Annotated in this window: 15 protein-coding genes; 13 read left to right on the forward strand and 2 right to left on the reverse strand. The window is 62.8% G+C overall.

Annotated elements, in window-relative coordinates; all coding sequences use genetic code 11:
- Positions 1-271: 271 nt before the first annotated feature.
- The 13 genes from C0Z18_RS12685 (at position 272) to C0Z18_RS12745 (ending at position 13,448) form a co-directional block, all read left to right on the forward strand.
- Positions 272-676, forward strand: coding sequence for a hypothetical protein (locus C0Z18_RS12685; protein WP_102645898.1), 405 nt, complete (start codon positions 272-274; stop codon positions 674-676).
- Positions 677-763: 87 nt separating this feature from the next.
- Positions 764-1,066 (forward strand): hypothetical protein, encoded by a 303-nt coding sequence (locus tag C0Z18_RS12690; RefSeq protein ID WP_102645768.1) that lies wholly within the window; start codon positions 764-766, stop codon positions 1,064-1,066.
- Positions 1,063-2,520, forward strand: a complete 1,458-nt coding sequence (locus C0Z18_RS12695) for a TolC family protein (RefSeq protein ID WP_102645769.1) — start codon at positions 1,063-1,065, stop codon at positions 2,518-2,520. The genes C0Z18_RS12690 and C0Z18_RS12695 overlap by 4 nt, the downstream gene beginning before the upstream one ends.
- Before the next feature lies 1 nt (position 2,521).
- A complete protein-coding gene (locus C0Z18_RS12700) occupies positions 2,522-3,817 on the forward strand; it encodes a multicopper oxidase family protein (RefSeq protein ID WP_102645770.1) in 1,296 nt (431 codons plus the stop codon).
- A 67-nt stretch (positions 3,818-3,884) separates the two neighbouring features.
- Complete coding sequence (locus C0Z18_RS12705; protein ID WP_102645771.1) at positions 3,885-4,232, forward strand: copper-binding protein; 348 nt, start codon at positions 3,885-3,887, stop codon at positions 4,230-4,232.
- 62 nt (positions 4,233-4,294) lie between these two features.
- Positions 4,295-4,669 (forward strand): copper homeostasis periplasmic binding protein CopC, encoded by a 375-nt coding sequence (copC, locus tag C0Z18_RS12710; RefSeq protein ID WP_102645772.1) that lies wholly within the window; start codon positions 4,295-4,297, stop codon positions 4,667-4,669.
- Positions 4,669-5,610, forward strand: a complete 942-nt coding sequence (locus C0Z18_RS12715; protein WP_102645773.1) for a CopD family protein — start codon at positions 4,669-4,671, stop codon at positions 5,608-5,610. Before copC ends, C0Z18_RS12715 begins: the two co-directional genes overlap by 1 nt.
- Before the next feature lie 265 nt (positions 5,611-5,875).
- A complete protein-coding gene (locus tag C0Z18_RS12720; protein WP_102645774.1) occupies positions 5,876-6,196 on the forward strand; it encodes a DUF4148 domain-containing protein in 321 nt (106 codons plus the stop codon).
- A gap of 399 nt (positions 6,197-6,595) precedes the next feature.
- Complete coding sequence (locus tag C0Z18_RS12725) at positions 6,596-6,964, forward strand: hypothetical protein (RefSeq protein ID WP_102645775.1); 369 nt, start codon at positions 6,596-6,598, stop codon at positions 6,962-6,964.
- A gap of 92 nt (positions 6,965-7,056) precedes the next feature.
- A complete protein-coding gene (locus tag C0Z18_RS12730; protein ID WP_102645776.1) occupies positions 7,057-8,349 on the forward strand; it encodes a TolC family protein in 1,293 nt (430 codons plus the stop codon).
- A gap of 10 nt (positions 8,350-8,359) precedes the next feature.
- Positions 8,360-9,901 (forward strand): efflux RND transporter periplasmic adaptor subunit, encoded by a 1,542-nt coding sequence (locus tag C0Z18_RS12735; RefSeq protein ID WP_102645777.1) that lies wholly within the window; start codon positions 8,360-8,362, stop codon positions 9,899-9,901.
- Positions 9,898-13,104, forward strand: a complete 3,207-nt coding sequence (locus C0Z18_RS12740; protein ID WP_102645778.1) for an efflux RND transporter permease subunit — start codon at positions 9,898-9,900, stop codon at positions 13,102-13,104. The genes C0Z18_RS12735 and C0Z18_RS12740 overlap by 4 nt, the downstream gene beginning before the upstream one ends.
- Positions 13,101-13,448: a copper-binding protein gene (locus tag C0Z18_RS12745; RefSeq protein ID WP_102645779.1), complete on the forward strand. Its 348-nt coding sequence runs from the start codon at positions 13,101-13,103 to the stop codon at positions 13,446-13,448. Before C0Z18_RS12740 ends, C0Z18_RS12745 begins: the two co-directional genes overlap by 4 nt.
- A 94-nt stretch (positions 13,449-13,542) precedes the next feature.
- Here C0Z18_RS12745 and C0Z18_RS12750 read toward each other — a convergent pair whose 3' ends face one another.
- A complete protein-coding gene (locus C0Z18_RS12750) occupies positions 13,543-13,860 on the reverse strand; it encodes a P-II family nitrogen regulator (RefSeq protein ID WP_102645780.1) in 318 nt (105 codons plus the stop codon).
- Between the two features lie 21 nt (positions 13,861-13,881).
- Positions 13,882-15,477: a multicopper oxidase family protein gene (locus tag C0Z18_RS12755; protein ID WP_233217293.1), complete on the reverse strand. Its 1,596-nt coding sequence runs from the start codon at positions 15,475-15,477 to the stop codon at positions 13,882-13,884.
- Between the last annotated feature and the right edge of the window lie 192 nt (positions 15,478-15,669).

A 15,669-nucleotide genomic window follows, 5' to 3' on the forward strand; every position in this document is an offset into this window, starting at 1 on the left:
TACGAGCGCCGGGATGCGCGAAAAATGACCGAGGGATGACAATTCTTTCACGAAACCCTGGCAGTCTGGCCGACCGTCGCCAAAAGGACTCAATGTCCCAACGCCTGGTGTAGCGCTGCGTGAAAATTCGGTCATTTTGTGGCCATGTCGTCGTCACGCTGACGGTTGTAAGCTCCAGCGGTACATCGTGAGGAGTGAGTCCGACACCGGTTACACCCTGACACGTTCTTGACCTTTCAGGCTTGACAGCTGCATGCTAGACTCCGCTCCCATGTCGTACTGGCGCAAACTCTTCATCGTCGTGTTGCTCGCGCTGAGCCTCCCGGTTCAGTCGTTCGCGGCTATCTCGATGAAATGTGTTGCCACATACGGCGACGCCAGCGAGGCGCATGCGCCCCGTGCCCAAGAGGCCGCGTCGGCGCACCACTCCCGTGTCAAGCATGGCATCGCGCTTGCCGACGACGACCACCACCATCGTTACCACGGCGACGCTCATCAGGCGCATTCGTGTTCCACCTGCACGTCCTGCTGTTTCGGCGCGGGGTTGCCGACTGTCCCAGCGGTCGCTGTTTCTGCGGACGTACGCCGCGCTATCGTTTCATTCCCGCCATCCGCCGGTGTCGTGTCATTCCTGACCGACGGCATCGAGCGACCTCCTCGCCGCTTTCCCGTCTAGTCCTTGCTCGCGGTGAACAGACCGCGGCCTGAAATCCATACTGGCGGCCTCTCAGGGCCAGCCAGATGACTCACGACGAGAAAACGTATGCGACTGATATCTGCAGCGCTGCTCGGCGCGGCGGCTACCTTGCCGTGGCTCGCGCACGCCACGACAACAATTCCTGACCCGACGGACGCAGCAGCCTCGGTGCCGGCCATCATGGTGCCGTCCGCCTTCGACGGATACCGACCCTATCAAGATGGCGAGGGACCGACCTGGCAGCAACTCAATCGAGCCGTGATGGAGAAGCCCATGATGAAGGGCGGCATGAAGCACGGCGCCATGTCCGCCACGCCTGTCGACAGTGGCGACGAGGCCCACTTGACGCATGAGGAGTCCGGCAAATGATGAAGCGATTCATCTTCACCCGGATGGGCGTGGGGATTGCCGTGATGGTTTTCCTCGCAGGGTGTACGACTTTCTCGAAAGACGGCGGATTCAATGGCATCTCCTCTACCGCTTCGGAGCGAATCGGCAAGGATGCGGTCATCGCCAAGACCGACGCGGACTGGGAATCGATAGCCAAACGAAGCCAAAGGTTACTGGCAAAACCTCTGTCAATGGACGACGCGGTGCAGGTCGCGCTACTGAACAATCGTGGCCTCCAGGCTTCCTATGCAGAACTGGGGCTATCGGAGGCAGACCTCGTCCAGGCCGGCCGACTCCCTAATCCTGGCTTTACCTTCAGCCGGACGCGTGCCAGCAATGGCGACCTGAGTATCGGCCGCACGTTTTCCGCCAATGCCCTCAGCATTCTGACGCTTCCGCTCGCTGCACACATCGAAAGCCGCCGGTTCGAACAAACGAAGCTCGAGACTGCCGATACGATGCTCAAGGTTGCGGCGGATGCCCGCAGCGCCTATGTCAATGCCGTTGCCGCCGAGCAGGCGGCAAAGTATGCCGAGCAGGTCAGGGATTCGGCAGACGCCAGCGCCGAACTCGCGCTACGCATGCGTCAGGCGGGCAATTTCAGCAAGCTCGACTACGCGCGCGAACAGGCCTTCTATGCAGACGCGGTCGCGCAGCAAGCCAAGGCACGCCAGCAGGCTGTGGCCGCTCGCGAAAAGCTCACGCGCACGATGGGCTTATGGGGTGCGGGAACTCAGTATCAGCTTCCGGACCGCTTGCCCGAGTTGCCGAAGGAGCGGCCGGACCTCAATGACCTGGAAAGCTATGCGATGCAGAACCGCCTGGACATTCAGGCGGCAAAGCTGCGGACTCAGGGCGTTGCGTCCTCGCTGGGACTCAGCAAGGCCACGCGGTTCGTCAACGCGCTCGATGTCGGCTACCTGCACAACTACGAGACCGACAAGGGACACGAGCACGGCTACGAAATCAGCGTGGAGATTCCCATTTTCGACTTCGGTAGCGTAAAGGTTGCCCGTGCGGAAGCCACCTACATGCAGTCTGTCAACCAGTTGGCGCAGACCGCCATCGATGCACGCTCGGAAGTCCGCGAATCCTACTTCGCATATGTGACCAGCTATGACGTCGCCAAGCACTATCGCGATGAGGTCGTTCCGCTACGCAAGACCATCTCGGACGAACTGCTGCTTCGCTATAACGGCATGCTGGCCAGCGTGTTCGAGTTGCTCGCTGATTCACGTGAGCAGGTGGGGGCGGTCAACAGTTATATCGATGCGCTGAAGGATTACTGGCTGGCGGAAACGCACCTCCAGCAAGCGCTTGGGGGGCGTCTGCCTCGAGCGGGCGAGGCTCAGGCAGCGAAGGGGGCGCACGCGGCCGACACGACCCAACCCGCGGCGCGACCGGCGTCGACAACGAATTCGGAAGGTAAATAACATGGTGTCCCGTCGACAATTTCTCAGCGGCTCGGGAGCCGCGCTCCTGGGCGCCGCGATGGTCAGCAAGGTCGGCGCCGCATCGCTGCCTGAAGCGCCCACGACGGCGAACGCCACTACGCAGCCGCCGCTCGTGCCGACCAACGGCCGCGCGTACACGCCGGTTGCGACGCTCAATGGATGGACGCTGCCCTGGCGGATGAAGAATGGCTGGAAGGAGTTTCATCTGACGGCCGAACCGGTCGTGCGTGAAATGGCGCCCGGGATGAAGGCGAACCTATGGGGCTACAACGGTCAGTCGCCCGGCCCGACCATCGAAGCGGTTGAAGGGGACAAGGTTCGAATCTTCGTAACCAACAAGCTTCCCGAGCACACCACCATTCATTGGCACGGCATGCTTCTGCCCAACGGGATGGACGGCGTGGGTGGTCTCACGCAGCCGCATATCCCGCCGGGCAAGACCTTCGTCTACGAGTTCCAGCTCGAAAAGCATGGCACGTTCATGTATCACCCGCACGCCGACGAGATGGTGCAGATGGCGATGGGCATGATGGGCATCTTCATCGTGCATCCACAGGACCGCGGCGTGATGCCGGTCGACCGCGACTTCGTCTTCCTGCTTGCCGCCTACGACATTGATCCCGGCAGCTACACGCCGCGCGTCAATGAAATGACGGACTTCAACATGTGGACGTTCAACTCGCGCGTATTCCCTGGCATCGACCCGTTGCCGGTGCGCGCAGGCGATCGCGTACGCATTCGATTCGGCAATCTGACGATGACGAATCACCCCATTCACCTGCACGGCTACAGCTTCGAGGTGGCGGGCACCGACGGTGGATGGATACCGCCTGCCGCGCGCTGGCCCGAAGTGACGACCGATGTGGCGGTGGGCCAGATGCGGGCCATTGAGTTCACCGCCAACCGCCCTGGCGATTGGGCACTCCATTGCCATAAATCGCACCACACGATGAACGCGATGGGGCACCAGGTCCCCAACCTGATTGGCGTGCCGCAGCAGGATCTCGCAAAGCGCATCAACAAACTGGTGCCTGACTACATGGCGATGGGCAGTACGGGCGGTGCGATGGGCGGGATGGAGATGCCGCTGCCCGACAACACACTGCCGATGATGACTGGCACCGGACCGTTCGGTCCACTGGAAATGGGTGGAATGTTCACGGTCGTCAAGGTTCGGCACGGCCTTGGCCGCAACGACTACCGCGACCCCGGTTGGTTCAAACATCCGAAGGGGACCGTGGCCTACGAATACACCGGCGAGTTTCCGGATAGTTGAATTTCACAACCAGGTCGGGGGCACCCCGACCATTGATTTCATCCCTTCAAACTTTGGAGAAAGCACGATGAAGCATGCACTTGTTTCGATTGCGATGGGCTGTGCGCTGGCGTTTTCCGCTGCGTCGTATGCGGCGGGCGATATGGGTAACATGGACATGAGCGGTGCCGCGAAGCAAAGCGCAGACGCGAAGAGCAGCATGTCGCACGGCGAAATCAAGAAAGTCGACACCGCCAATGGCAAGCTGACCATCAAGCACGGCCCGCTCGAGAACCTCGGCATGGAAGCGATGACGATGGTCTTCAAGGTAAAGGATCCGGCAATGCTGTCGCAGGTAAAGGTTGGCGACAAGATCGATTTCGTGGCGGAGGAAGTGAACGGCGCGCTCACCGTGGTGAAGCTGCAGAAGCAGTGACCGATTCTGGCGGGATACGTTTGTGTCGTGTCCTGCATTGACCATTCGAGACGAGCAAGAAGATGAAGACTTTGACTCTAAGGCATCTGGCCGGCCTGTCTGCGGCCAGCGCGATTGCGCTCGTGCCTGTCGCTGCACTGGCGCATGGCAAGCTTGAAACGGCTGCCCCGGCATTGGGCAGCACGGTTGACGTGGCGCCGAATACGTTGCGGCTTGCGTTCAATGAAGACATCGAGCCGAATTTCAGCTCGGTGAAGGTGTCCGATGCAAACGGAGCGCAGGTCACTAAGGAGAAAGCCAGGGTTGACGCATCCAATCCTCGCGTCATGACGCTTGCCGTGCCGAAGCTCACCTCTGGCGCCTACACGGTGCAGTGGGCGGTGATGACGGCCGACGCTCACAAGACCAAGGGCACCTATACCTTCAAGGTGAAGTGATGAACGAAGGGTCCCTCGGTATCCTCCGACTGATCTCCGTGGCTATCCAGAACGTTGGCTTCGCCGTCATCGTCGGGGCACTGCTCAGCAGTCAATGGCTCGCACGCGGCGCGTCAACATGGCAGGATGGTGTCGGACTGCGTCTGCTCATGACGCTGCGCGTCGCGTCCATTGGCTCATTGCTCTCAAGCGTGCTGTCGTTCTGGGCGCACTGCGCGTTGATGAGTGATTCGACGTTGCTCGAAGCTGGACCGGCTGTTTGGTCGATGCTTGTCGGAACCGGGTTCGGACATGTGTGGTTAGTTGGTGCCGTGTTCACGCTTTGCATTGTGGTTCTGTCGTTCCTGCGCTCCGGGAATGAAACCCGCTTCCCACTTGTGATGTGGATCTCCCTGGCCATCGTGGCGCTGGCGCGCAGTAACAGTGGGCATCCTGTGGATGCCGGGTTTTTCAGTTTGCCAGTGTGGGTCGACTGGCTGCATCTGCTGGCTATCAGTGCTTGGGTGGGACTCGTGCTCATCACTACATATGTCGTGATGCCGCATCTGCTCGACGCTCCGGGAAGCGAGATGCAGCACAGCGCATCGTTCGTTCAATCGTTGTCGGACGCAGCGACGTATGCGCTTTTTGTTCTGTTCAGCACGGGAGCGTACAACGGATGGAGAGGTGTCAACGCACCCTCGAATCTACTCGAGTCGACGTACGGTCAGTTACTGTTGCTCAAGCTGGCACTTGTGCTGATTGCGGCGGCGCTGGGCGGACACAATCGTTTCTTCGAGATGCCGAAACTCATGTCGGCACTCAGGAGTCCATCAGCGACTGAGCCTACTGGTCTGCTTCGCCGCTTTGGCTTGGTTCTTCACGTCGAGTCCATCGTGCTCGCTGGTGTCGTGTTGGTGGCTGCTGTCCTGGTTTCAAGTCCTTTGCCCGGTACCACGTAACTTGGCTATGCCATTTTCGCGTCCTTCCACGCGAGTGGTTCGCCCATGATGTCGAGACGTCCTGGGTGACCATCTCTTATAAGCCCGGCTTAACCGCCGGGTGCTTTTTTCACGGTAATGTATATCGCCTTCCGCGAATCGGTAGATGAACGCGGCATGACCAAAAGATCATTTCCATGTCACGGCCCATTCAGAGGCGGCTCTCCAGAATGATGACTGTCGGGGTCGTGTTTGACGGCCCCACGATTCGAAACGGAGAAAGAACATGAACATCCGAATTGTCGCTGCCATCATCGTTGCCGCAACCGCCGCCACGTCCGCGTTTGCGGACGGCGAACACGGCTATCCGAACGCCGTCACGGGTAACCCCGTCGAATCGACCGCTAGCATCACGTCGTCTGGTTCAATGGTGAGCCAATCCGGAAGCACGGCTACGCGAGAACAGGTACACCAAGAGCTGCTTCAGGCTTATCACGATGGCGGGCTTCCGGCCAGCAAGCGCGACTACCCACCGAGCCCTCAAACCATTGCCCGAAACAGGGAACTCCATAACCTGTTCGAGCCGAAGTGGGCGGCACAGCATTGACGCCGCGGGGAGCGGCGGCGGTGCTCGGTATCGATGCCATCGCCGACTGCCTTCATCTGCGTGGCGTGTGAACCACAAGGCCACGTCAAACCGACTCCATAACCCGAATCCTAGATGAAACCAATCGTGCGAAGCAATCGATATGCTGCTGCATCGTTTGCGACTTTGCTCGTGCTCGGCGGCTGCGCAAGCCCGACAAATCAGATAGCGGACGGAGCCTCCGGAAATGCTTCAGCGCGCGCTATCGCCATTCGGCTGCCGAAGCCCTATCCATGCCAGGACCTTCACGTACGGCCATCGAATTGCCCGCCACGGTAGTCGGTGCCGCGCGAGTATCGGACGACGCGTCAGGTCAGAGTGGCGTCGCAGTACTGAAAATCGTCGGTTATAATCGCCGCCATGAAACTGCTCCGGACGTTGATTCTCTTGCTGCTTTGTGCGGTGCTGCCCATCAGTGGGCTGGCCGCGAGCGGCGTGACCGGTGAATGTCCGATGCAGCAAGCGATGTCCGCGGACGTGGGCCCCGTTACGCCCGCAGACATGCCCGGCTGCGACGCAACGAAGTCCTCGCCGGACGGCAAAGCGAAGGCGAAAGGGGCGTTTTGCAAGATCACCGTACAGTGCCAGTTCGGCAGCCTCTACTATCCGGCCCCCCGCGCCGACGTCGGCCACCCGGTGGCATTCGACTGTCCGGTCGCCTTCCACTACACCGACTCTGTTCCGGTCCGCGATCCGAACGGGTTGTGGCGACCTCCACGTCTCGTCTGATCCCACGCTGAAAGGTTCACCGCGAGTGCGGTGAGGTCCGTCCTATGCCAGGACGTGGAATTCCTATGGGATTCCGCCATTGGGGTTAGAACATGCGATTGATTTTCGGCACGCCACGAGGTTGGCGTGCTCCTTGGCGCGCCCATCCGCTTTTAGCCACGCTGCTCATTGCGGGCGTCGTTCATGCTCAGCAAGCATCCTTTACGCTCGACGCCGCGCTGCAGTCGGCGACCGACCATTCAGCGTCGATGCAGGCGGCGCAGGCCTCGGTGCGCGCCAGCTCGGAAGCGGCCGTCAAAGCTGGCCAACTGCCCGACCCGATGCTCACGGCTGGCGTCGACAACCTTCCTATCAATGGCGCTCAGCGATTCACGATCGGCCAGGATTTCATGACGCAGCGACGCATCGGAATCGAGCAGGAATGGATCTCGCCGAAGAAACGCCGGCTACGGTCCTCGCTTGCCGACCGTAAGGTGGACCGGGAGCGCTCTGACTACCTTGCCCAACTGGCCAGTGTGCGCGAGCGGACTGCCGCGGCCTGGTTGAGCGCGGTCTACGCAAAAAAAACGCTCGCTCTGCAAGAAGAGCTTACGCACCGCATGACGCACGAGTTGGCCGCCACGGAGGCGTCCTACCGCGGGGCCAAAGCGACGGCAGCCGACGTCGCGCAAGCCCAGGTCATGCTCGCTCAGACCCAGGACGACCTGCTCAAGGCGCAGCAGACGTATCGCTCGGCCCTCATTGCGCTTTCGCGCTGGACCGCGGTACCCGTCGGCGACGTCGTTGGCGAGCCGCCCGCGCCACGATCCGGCGTCGCCGAACTGCCGCCGGACCAACTCAGCCAAGTGCAGCCCGCGCTCGTCGTGGCCGCCGCCGATGTCGCCGTGGCCGATGCGGCCACGGCGGTGGCGAGCAGCGACAGGAGTCCAAACTGGACTTGGAACGTGTCCTATCAGCAGCGCGGAGGCGCGTACTCGAACATGGTATCGATCGGCGTGACGATTCCGCTGCCGATCGATCGCAAAGACCGCGAGGATCGGGACGTGGCCGAGCAAGCCGAGCGTGCAACGCAGGCCCGCCTGATGTTCGACGACACGCAGCGCCAAATCGAAGCCGATATCCAGAATCTTGCAGCGACGCTCGCAAACGGGCGCGAGCGCATCGCTCAACTCAAACAAACCTTGCTGCCGGCCGCCGACCGCCGTGTGCAGCTCGCAGAGGCGGCGTATCGGGGTGGCACGGGCTCCCTGGCCGACACCTTCGCGGCGAGGCGAGCCCAGCTCGATGCGCAATTGCAGATCCTCGACCTGCAGCGCGATGTGTCGCTCGACTGGGCTCGGCTCGAATATCAGGTGGTCCCGCCGGCAATGGCCGTTGCACAGTGAAGGAGCATCCATGAACAAAAAAGTGCTTGCGCGAACGACGTTCGCGCTTTGCGCCGCGGCCGCGCTCGTTGCCGCGGGCTATGTTGCGGGAAGCCGCCACGCGGCAACGAACAGTCCGGCCGTGTCGGTTCCGGCATCCGGGGACAAGATCGATCCCAAGACGGGCCGCAAGGTCCTGTACTGGCACGACCCGATGGTCCCGAACCAGCATTTCGACAAGCCGGGCAAATCGCCTTTCATGGACATGCAGCTTGTGCCCGTCTATGCGGACGAAGGCGGCGCGAGCGGCATCCGAATCGACTCCGGACTCCAGCAGAACCTCGGCATTCGCTATGCGACGGTGCGCCGGCGGGAGGTGAGTGAAGGGTTCGACGCGGTCGGCACCACGCAGTTCGACGAATCGATGGCCGATGTGATCCAGGCGCGCACGACCGGCTACATCGATCGCCTATATGCGAGCGCACCGATGCAGCGGGTCGCGAAGGGTGCGCCAATTGCGTCGATCTTCGTGCCGGACTGGCTCGCGCCTCAGGAAGAATACCTCGCCCTGAAAGCGAGCCACGCCGATGCGAACCTGCTCGCCGCTTCGCGTGCCCGGATGCGGGCCATGTCGATTCCCGACGGCGTCGTCGCTGCGCTCGATCGGACAGGCAAGGCACAGACTCACGCGGTGCTGGTCTCGCCCGCGAACGGCGTGCTCACCGAACTGAATGTCCGGGAAGGCGCGATGGTGGCGCCCGGCCAGACGCTCGCCAAGGTCGAGGGTCTGTCGAAACTCTGGCTTGTCATCGACATTCCCGAAGCACTTGCCTTGCAGGTGCGCCCCGGAATGACGGTGGATGCGACGGTGGCCGGCGACACCGCGCAACATTTCAGCGGACACATCCGCGAGGTCCTGCCGGGCATCAGCACTGGGACGCGCACGCTGCAAGCGCGTCTCGAGATCGATAACCCGGACATGAGACTCACCCCCGGCATGCTCATGCGCGCCCGTGTTAGCGCGGCGAAGCCCGTATCACGCCTCGTCGTGCCGTCAGAAGCGGTCATCACGACGGGCAAGCGATCGATCGTCATCGTCCGGAACGCCGACGGTCGGCTACAGCCCGCGATCGTCACGGTCGGCAACGATATCGGCGGCGACACGCAGATCACCGACGGTCTCAGCGAAGGGCAGCAGGTCGTCGCCTCTGGCCAGTTCCTGATCGATTCCGAAGCGAGCCTTAAATCGGTCCTGCCGAGACTGGAAGGCAGTGCGACCTCCGGCAGCAGCGCGTCGACACCGGCACCCGCCTCGATGGCCTCCTCGACGGCCTCCGCGTCCCCGACCTACGAAACGACGGGGAAGGTCGAGCAAATCACCGCCGCCGGCATCACCTTCTCGCATCAGGCGGTACCGGCGCTCGGCTGGGGAGCGATGACGATGACCTTCAACAAGCCGGCCGCCAGCGCCTTCCCGGACATCAAGGTCGGCCAGACGGTGCACTTCGTCTTCAAGCAGGCAGACGACGGCTACCAGTTGATCAAGGTCGACCCCACCGGAGGCGCACAATGATCGCGCGCGTCATTCGCTGGTCCATTCAGAACCGGTTTCTGGTTCTGCTCGCGACCGTGCTCGTCGCGGCCTGGGGTGTCTACTCGCTCAAGGAAACGCCGCTCGACGCGCTGCCCGATCTTTCGGACACGCAGGTCATCATCAAGGCGTCCTATCCCGGCAAGGCGCCGCAGGTCGTGGAGGACCAGGTCACCTATCCGCTGACCACGACGCTCTTGGGCGTGCCGGGCGCGAAGACGATCCGCGCCTACTCGTCGTTCGGCGACGCATTCGTCTATGTCCTGTTCGACGACAAGACCGACCAGTACTGGGCCCGCTCGCGCGTGCTCGAGTATCTGAATCAGGTCCAGAGCCGCCTGCCGCCCGGGGCGACCTTGTCGCTCGGGCCCGATGCCACCGGTGTCGGCTGGATCTATGAATACGCGCTCGTCGACCGCACCGGGCACCACGACCTCGGCCAGCTTCGCGCGCTCAACGACTGGTTCCTGAAGTTCGAGCTCAAGTCGGTGCCGGATGTCTCGGAGGTCGCGAGCATCGGCGGGATGGTGCGCCAATACCAGGTCGTGCTCGACCCGGACAAACTGCGTGCCTACGGCATCACGCAGACGCAGGTCGCCGACGCGATCCGCCAGGCGAACCGGGCGTCCGGCGGCTCGGTCGTCGAACTCGCCGAGTCGGAATACATGGTGCGTTCGACCGCCTATTTGCACTCGCTCGACGACTTCCGCAACATCGTGCTGCGCACGAACGATGCCGGCACGCCGGTGCTGCTCGGCGATGTGGCCACCATCCGGATCGGTCCGGAAATGCGGCGCGGCATTGCCGAACTGAATGGCGAAGGCGAAGTGACCGGCGGCGTCATCGTGATGCGCTCCGGCAAGAACGCGCTCAAGACGATCGAGGCGGTCAAGGCAAAACTCGCGGACCTCAAACGCTCGCTGCCGGCCGGCGTCGAAATCGTGCCGACCTACGATCGCTCCCAGCTCATCGAGCGCGCCGTCGACAACCTGAGGGACAAGCTGATCGAGGAGTTCATCGTCGTTGCCCTTGTCTGCGCGGTATTCCTGTTTCATCTGCGCAGCGCATTTGTGGCGATTCTGTCGCTGCCGCTGGGTGTCCTGACCGCCTTCATTGTCATGCGCTATCAGGGCGTCAATGCGAACCTGATGTCGCTCGGCGGCATCGCCATCGCGATCGGCGCGATGATCGACGCGGCGATCGTGATGATCGAGAACGCGCACAAGCACCTGGAAGCGTACGAGCACGACAACCCGGACGAGCCGATGACCGCCGCGCGGCGCTGGGAACTGATCGCGACGTCCGCGGCGGAAGTCGGGCCGGCGTTGTTCTTCTCGCTGCTCATCATCACGCTGTCCTTCATTCCGGTATTCTCACTGGAGGGTCAGGAAGGCAAGCTGTTCTCGCCGCTCGCGTTCACGAAGACGTACACGATCGCCGGTGCCGCCGGCCTGTCGGTCACGCTCGTGCCGGTGCTGATGGGCTATCTGATTCGCGGCCGCATTCCGCACGAGAACGCGAACCCGATCAACCGCGTGCTGATCCGGCTGTACCGGCCGCTGCTCGAGGCGACACTCAGGCGCCCCTGGTTCGCGATCGGCCTTGCCGCTGTCGCGTTGGTGTTGACCGTGATCCCGGTGTCGCGTCTCGGCGGCGAATTCATGCCGCCGCTCGACGAAGGCGACTTGCTGTACATGCCGACCGCACTGCCAGGCATCTCCGCGGAAAAGGCCGCCGAATTGCTGCAGCAGACCGATCGTCTCATCAAGACGGTGCCGGAAGTGGCGACGGTGTTCGGCAAGTCGGGTCGCGCCGATACGGCCACCGACCCCGCGCCGCTCGAGATGTTCGAGACGACGATCCAGTTCAAGCCGCGCAGCCAGTGGCGCCCTGGGATGACGATGCGCAAGCTCATCGACGAACTCGATGCGCGCGTCAAAGTGCCGGGGCTGTCGAACGTCTGGGTGCCGCCCATTCGCAATCGGCTCGACATGCTCTCGACCGGCATCAAGACGCCGGTGGGCATCAAGATCTCCGGTCCCGACCTTCAGCAGATCGACCGCGTTGCCACGCAGGTGGAAGCGGCGGTCCGGCACGTTCCGGGGGTCACTTCGGCACTCGCCGAGCGCTTGAACGGCGGGCACTACGTCGATGTCGGCATCGACCGGCTCGCGGCGGCTCGCTATGGTCTGTCGGTTGCCGATATCCAGGATGTGGTTGCTTCTGCGATCGGCGGCGAGAACGTCGGCGAAGTCATCGCCGGACGCCAGCGATTCCCGATCAACATCCGTTACCCGCGTGCCTTTCGCGACTCGCTCGACAAGCTGCGGCAATTGCCGATTGAGACTGATCGCGGCGCGCAGATCATGCTCGGCGACGTGGCGAAACTGACGATCGCCGACGGCCCGCCGATGATCCGCAGCGAGGATGCGCGGCTGACGGGCTACGTCTACGTCGACATCCGCAACACGGACCTCGAGACCGCCGTCAAAGCCATGCAACATGCCGTCGCGCAGCAGGTGGTCCTGCCGCCCGGCTACTCGATCGCCTGGTCCGGCCAGTTCGAATATCTGGAGCGCGCGGCGGCCAAGCTGCGTACCGTGATCCCGGTCACGCTCGTTGTGATCTTCGTGCTGCTGTTCCTGACCTTCAACTCGGCCGCGGACGCGGCGCTACTCATGTCGACCGTGCCGTTCGCGCTCGTGGGCGGCTTCTGGTTCATCTGGATATTGGGCCACGCGGTGTCCGTGGCGACTTCGGTCGGGTTCATCGCGCTCGCGGGCGTGGCGGCAGAGTTCGGCGTCGTGATGCTCCTGTACCTGAAGGGGGCACTGAACCGCCGCCTTGCGGAAGGCGAGCCGTTCACCGAAGCGACGCTCGTTGCCGCGATTCGCGAGGGTGCCGTGCTGCGAGTGCGGCCCAAGGCGATGACGGTTGCGGTCGTGCTGGCCGGACTCGTGCCGATCATGATTGGCCACGGCGCGGGTTCCGAGGTTATGCAGCGCATCGCTGCGCCGATGGTGGGCGGCATGGTGACCGCGCCCATCCTGTCGATGTTCGTGATTCCCGCCGCGTGGCTGCTGTTGCAACGCCGCCGCGCCGCGCTTGCCCGGCGCCATGCCGAAGCTTTTGCTGTCCCCGTTGGCACGACCGTGCCGCAAACCAACCCTGGAGAAACTCGATGAAGAAGTTGATGACCCTGACCGCTGCGTGCTGTGTTGCCGTTTCGTTGACCGGTGTGGCATTTGCCAAGGAAAACGGCGGCATGATGATGCAGGCGGGCACGATGGGGGCTCAGGCCGGTACCTCGGCGCTCACGGACGCCGTAGTCAAGAAGGTGGACGCGGCCTCGTCGATGATCACGATCAAGCACGGCGAACTGGCCAACATCGGCATGGCGCCGATGACGATGGCCTACAAGGCGAAGGACGCGGGCATGCTCAAGGCCGCCAAGGAAGGCGAGAAGGTCAAGGTACGCGTCGAGAACGTGAACGGCACGCTGACTATCGTGAAGCTCGAGAAGCGGTAATCGGCCCCGTAGCCGCGACGCGAGGCACGCGTCCCAAGGAGGTGTGCCTCGTGAAGCACCAAGTCGAAAGGGCCGCCGGACGAGGCTCGTCCGGCTACGGCTGCACTTCGGCTCGCGTATGGATGCTGTAGAAGCGCGTGACCGGCATCACCGCGACGATGCCGTCGCCCGGCGCGCCGATGTGCGCGGCCTCCATGATCGCGGCAACCAGTTCATCGACGTCCGCCGCGCGCGCGAAGACCTCGACCTTCACGTGCTCGGTCGTCCACTCGTCGGCATAGGGGTTCAGGTGCATCCCGAACCCCCTCACCTTGCTGACCGTGATGCCGTGGGTGCGGAGCGCATGTAATGCCTGTTCGAGCGCGTCCAGCCGATCCGGCCGGACGATTGCCACGATGTATTGAGATTCCATGAGTGTCCCCCTTTCGATCTCTTAGGTGCGGATCAGATAGTTGCGCATGAGGCCGGTGTCTTCGTGCTCGAGCATGTGGCAATGATAGAGAAACAGCCCCGTGTAACTGCCAAAATGCATGAGCACCCGCACGCGCTCGCCGGGCATGACGAGTACCGTGTCCTTCCATCCTTCGTCGACGTATCCGCCCGAGAGCGTGGCGCGCGCAGCGGCGAGGTCGGCAGCCACCGACCGGTCGAGGACCCGAAATTGCACGTTGTGCACGTGCATCGCATGAGCCATGAGCATCATCGATTCGTCGTTGCGGAACTCCCAGATTTCGGTCGTGCCGGCCCGCACGGTTTCGGAGGACGTCACGCCGTCCATTTGGAACCGACGCCCGTTAATGCCCCACGTCATCATGCCCATTGTTATGCCGAAGGTGCGCGGCTGCGTTGCATTTATGGCGTCCTGAGCACGTATGGGCGGCAACGGCTTGAATTTGGGCGGAAGTTGATCATGCGCCTGTTCGCGGCGGGCGACCCGGAATTTCATGATCGGAAAGTGCGCGCCCATCGGCAACGTGAGGCCACCCATCATGCCGCCCATCGCCGCGTCGCCGTCGAACGGGAGGCTGTCGAGCGCTATGTCGGTGCCGACCGGCTGACCTGCGAAATCGATCCATAAATCGACCCGCTCGGCAGGAGCGAGCGTCACGTAGGGGCGTTTCAGCGGCTGACCCAACAGACCGCCGTCGGTGCCGATCACGGTCAGCGGTACACCGTCGCGCCGCGCGAATTTGTAGATGCGGCTGTTCGATCCATTGAGCAAGCGCAGCCGGTACGCGCGCGTGGCGACAGGCAGAACGTAATCGGGTTGACCGTTGACCAGGATCCGGTCGCCGAGGAAGCCCATCATCCGTTCCATCATGCCGGACATGCCGCCGCCCATCATGCCGCGCCCCATCATCCCGCCGGCGCGTTGTGCCAGATAGACGAACTGGTTGTCGGCATCCACCCTGCGATCCTGGATCATCAGCGGCATGTCGTGTTCACCCTTGGGCAGGCCGAAAGCTTCTTCTTCATCGCTGACGAGCAGAAACCCAGCCTGGCCGTAATAGACCTGCGCGCCGGTGCGGCCGTCCGGGTGCGCGTGGAACCAGTACGTGCCGGCCCGATTGCGGACTTCGAATTCGTAGACATAGCGTCGCCCCGTGCCGATCGCATCGCGTGGATGCCCGTCCAGCGCCGCGGGCACGGTCAGCCCATGCCAGTGGATGATCGTTGGCTCGGACAGCTCGTTGATGAAGTTGATCCGGATCTTTTGCCCGCGGCGTACTCGCAGGATCGGGGCATAGCCGTTGGCCACGAAACTCAGCGCGGATGGGTCACCTGCCACCACCCGGCCGTCGTAGCGCCAGACGCGCGTGGTCGGCCCAGGCCAAATCCGCAACGTGTCGCGCTTCGCGCGCAGTTCGACGATCAGATCGGGAACGAAGCCGCTGTTGGCCGACGCGGGCTGCGCAAGCGCATCGGGCGGCACGAGGGCGGCAAACGGCCAGACGGAGCCGGCCGCCATCGCAGAAGCGAGCGAGGCGCGCAGGATCGCCCGGCGCTTGGTGTTGGGTGGTTTCGTCACGACACAGTCCCTCCAGAGCCCTTTGCTTTAGCACGCTGCCGGTGCCGGCAATACGGTACAGACGATCGCCTTTTGCGCATTTACCTCAGATCGACGGCCGCCTGACTGGCCGCTCCGCTCACTGGACGGGGCATAGACAGCCTAACCGGCTCAGGGAGCTTCGCGAGCCCTCCAACTCCGCACCGCAGCTCC

Source organism: Trinickia dabaoshanensis (assembly GCF_002879885.1).
GTDB lineage: Bacteria > Pseudomonadota > Gammaproteobacteria > Burkholderiales > Burkholderiaceae > Trinickia > Trinickia dabaoshanensis.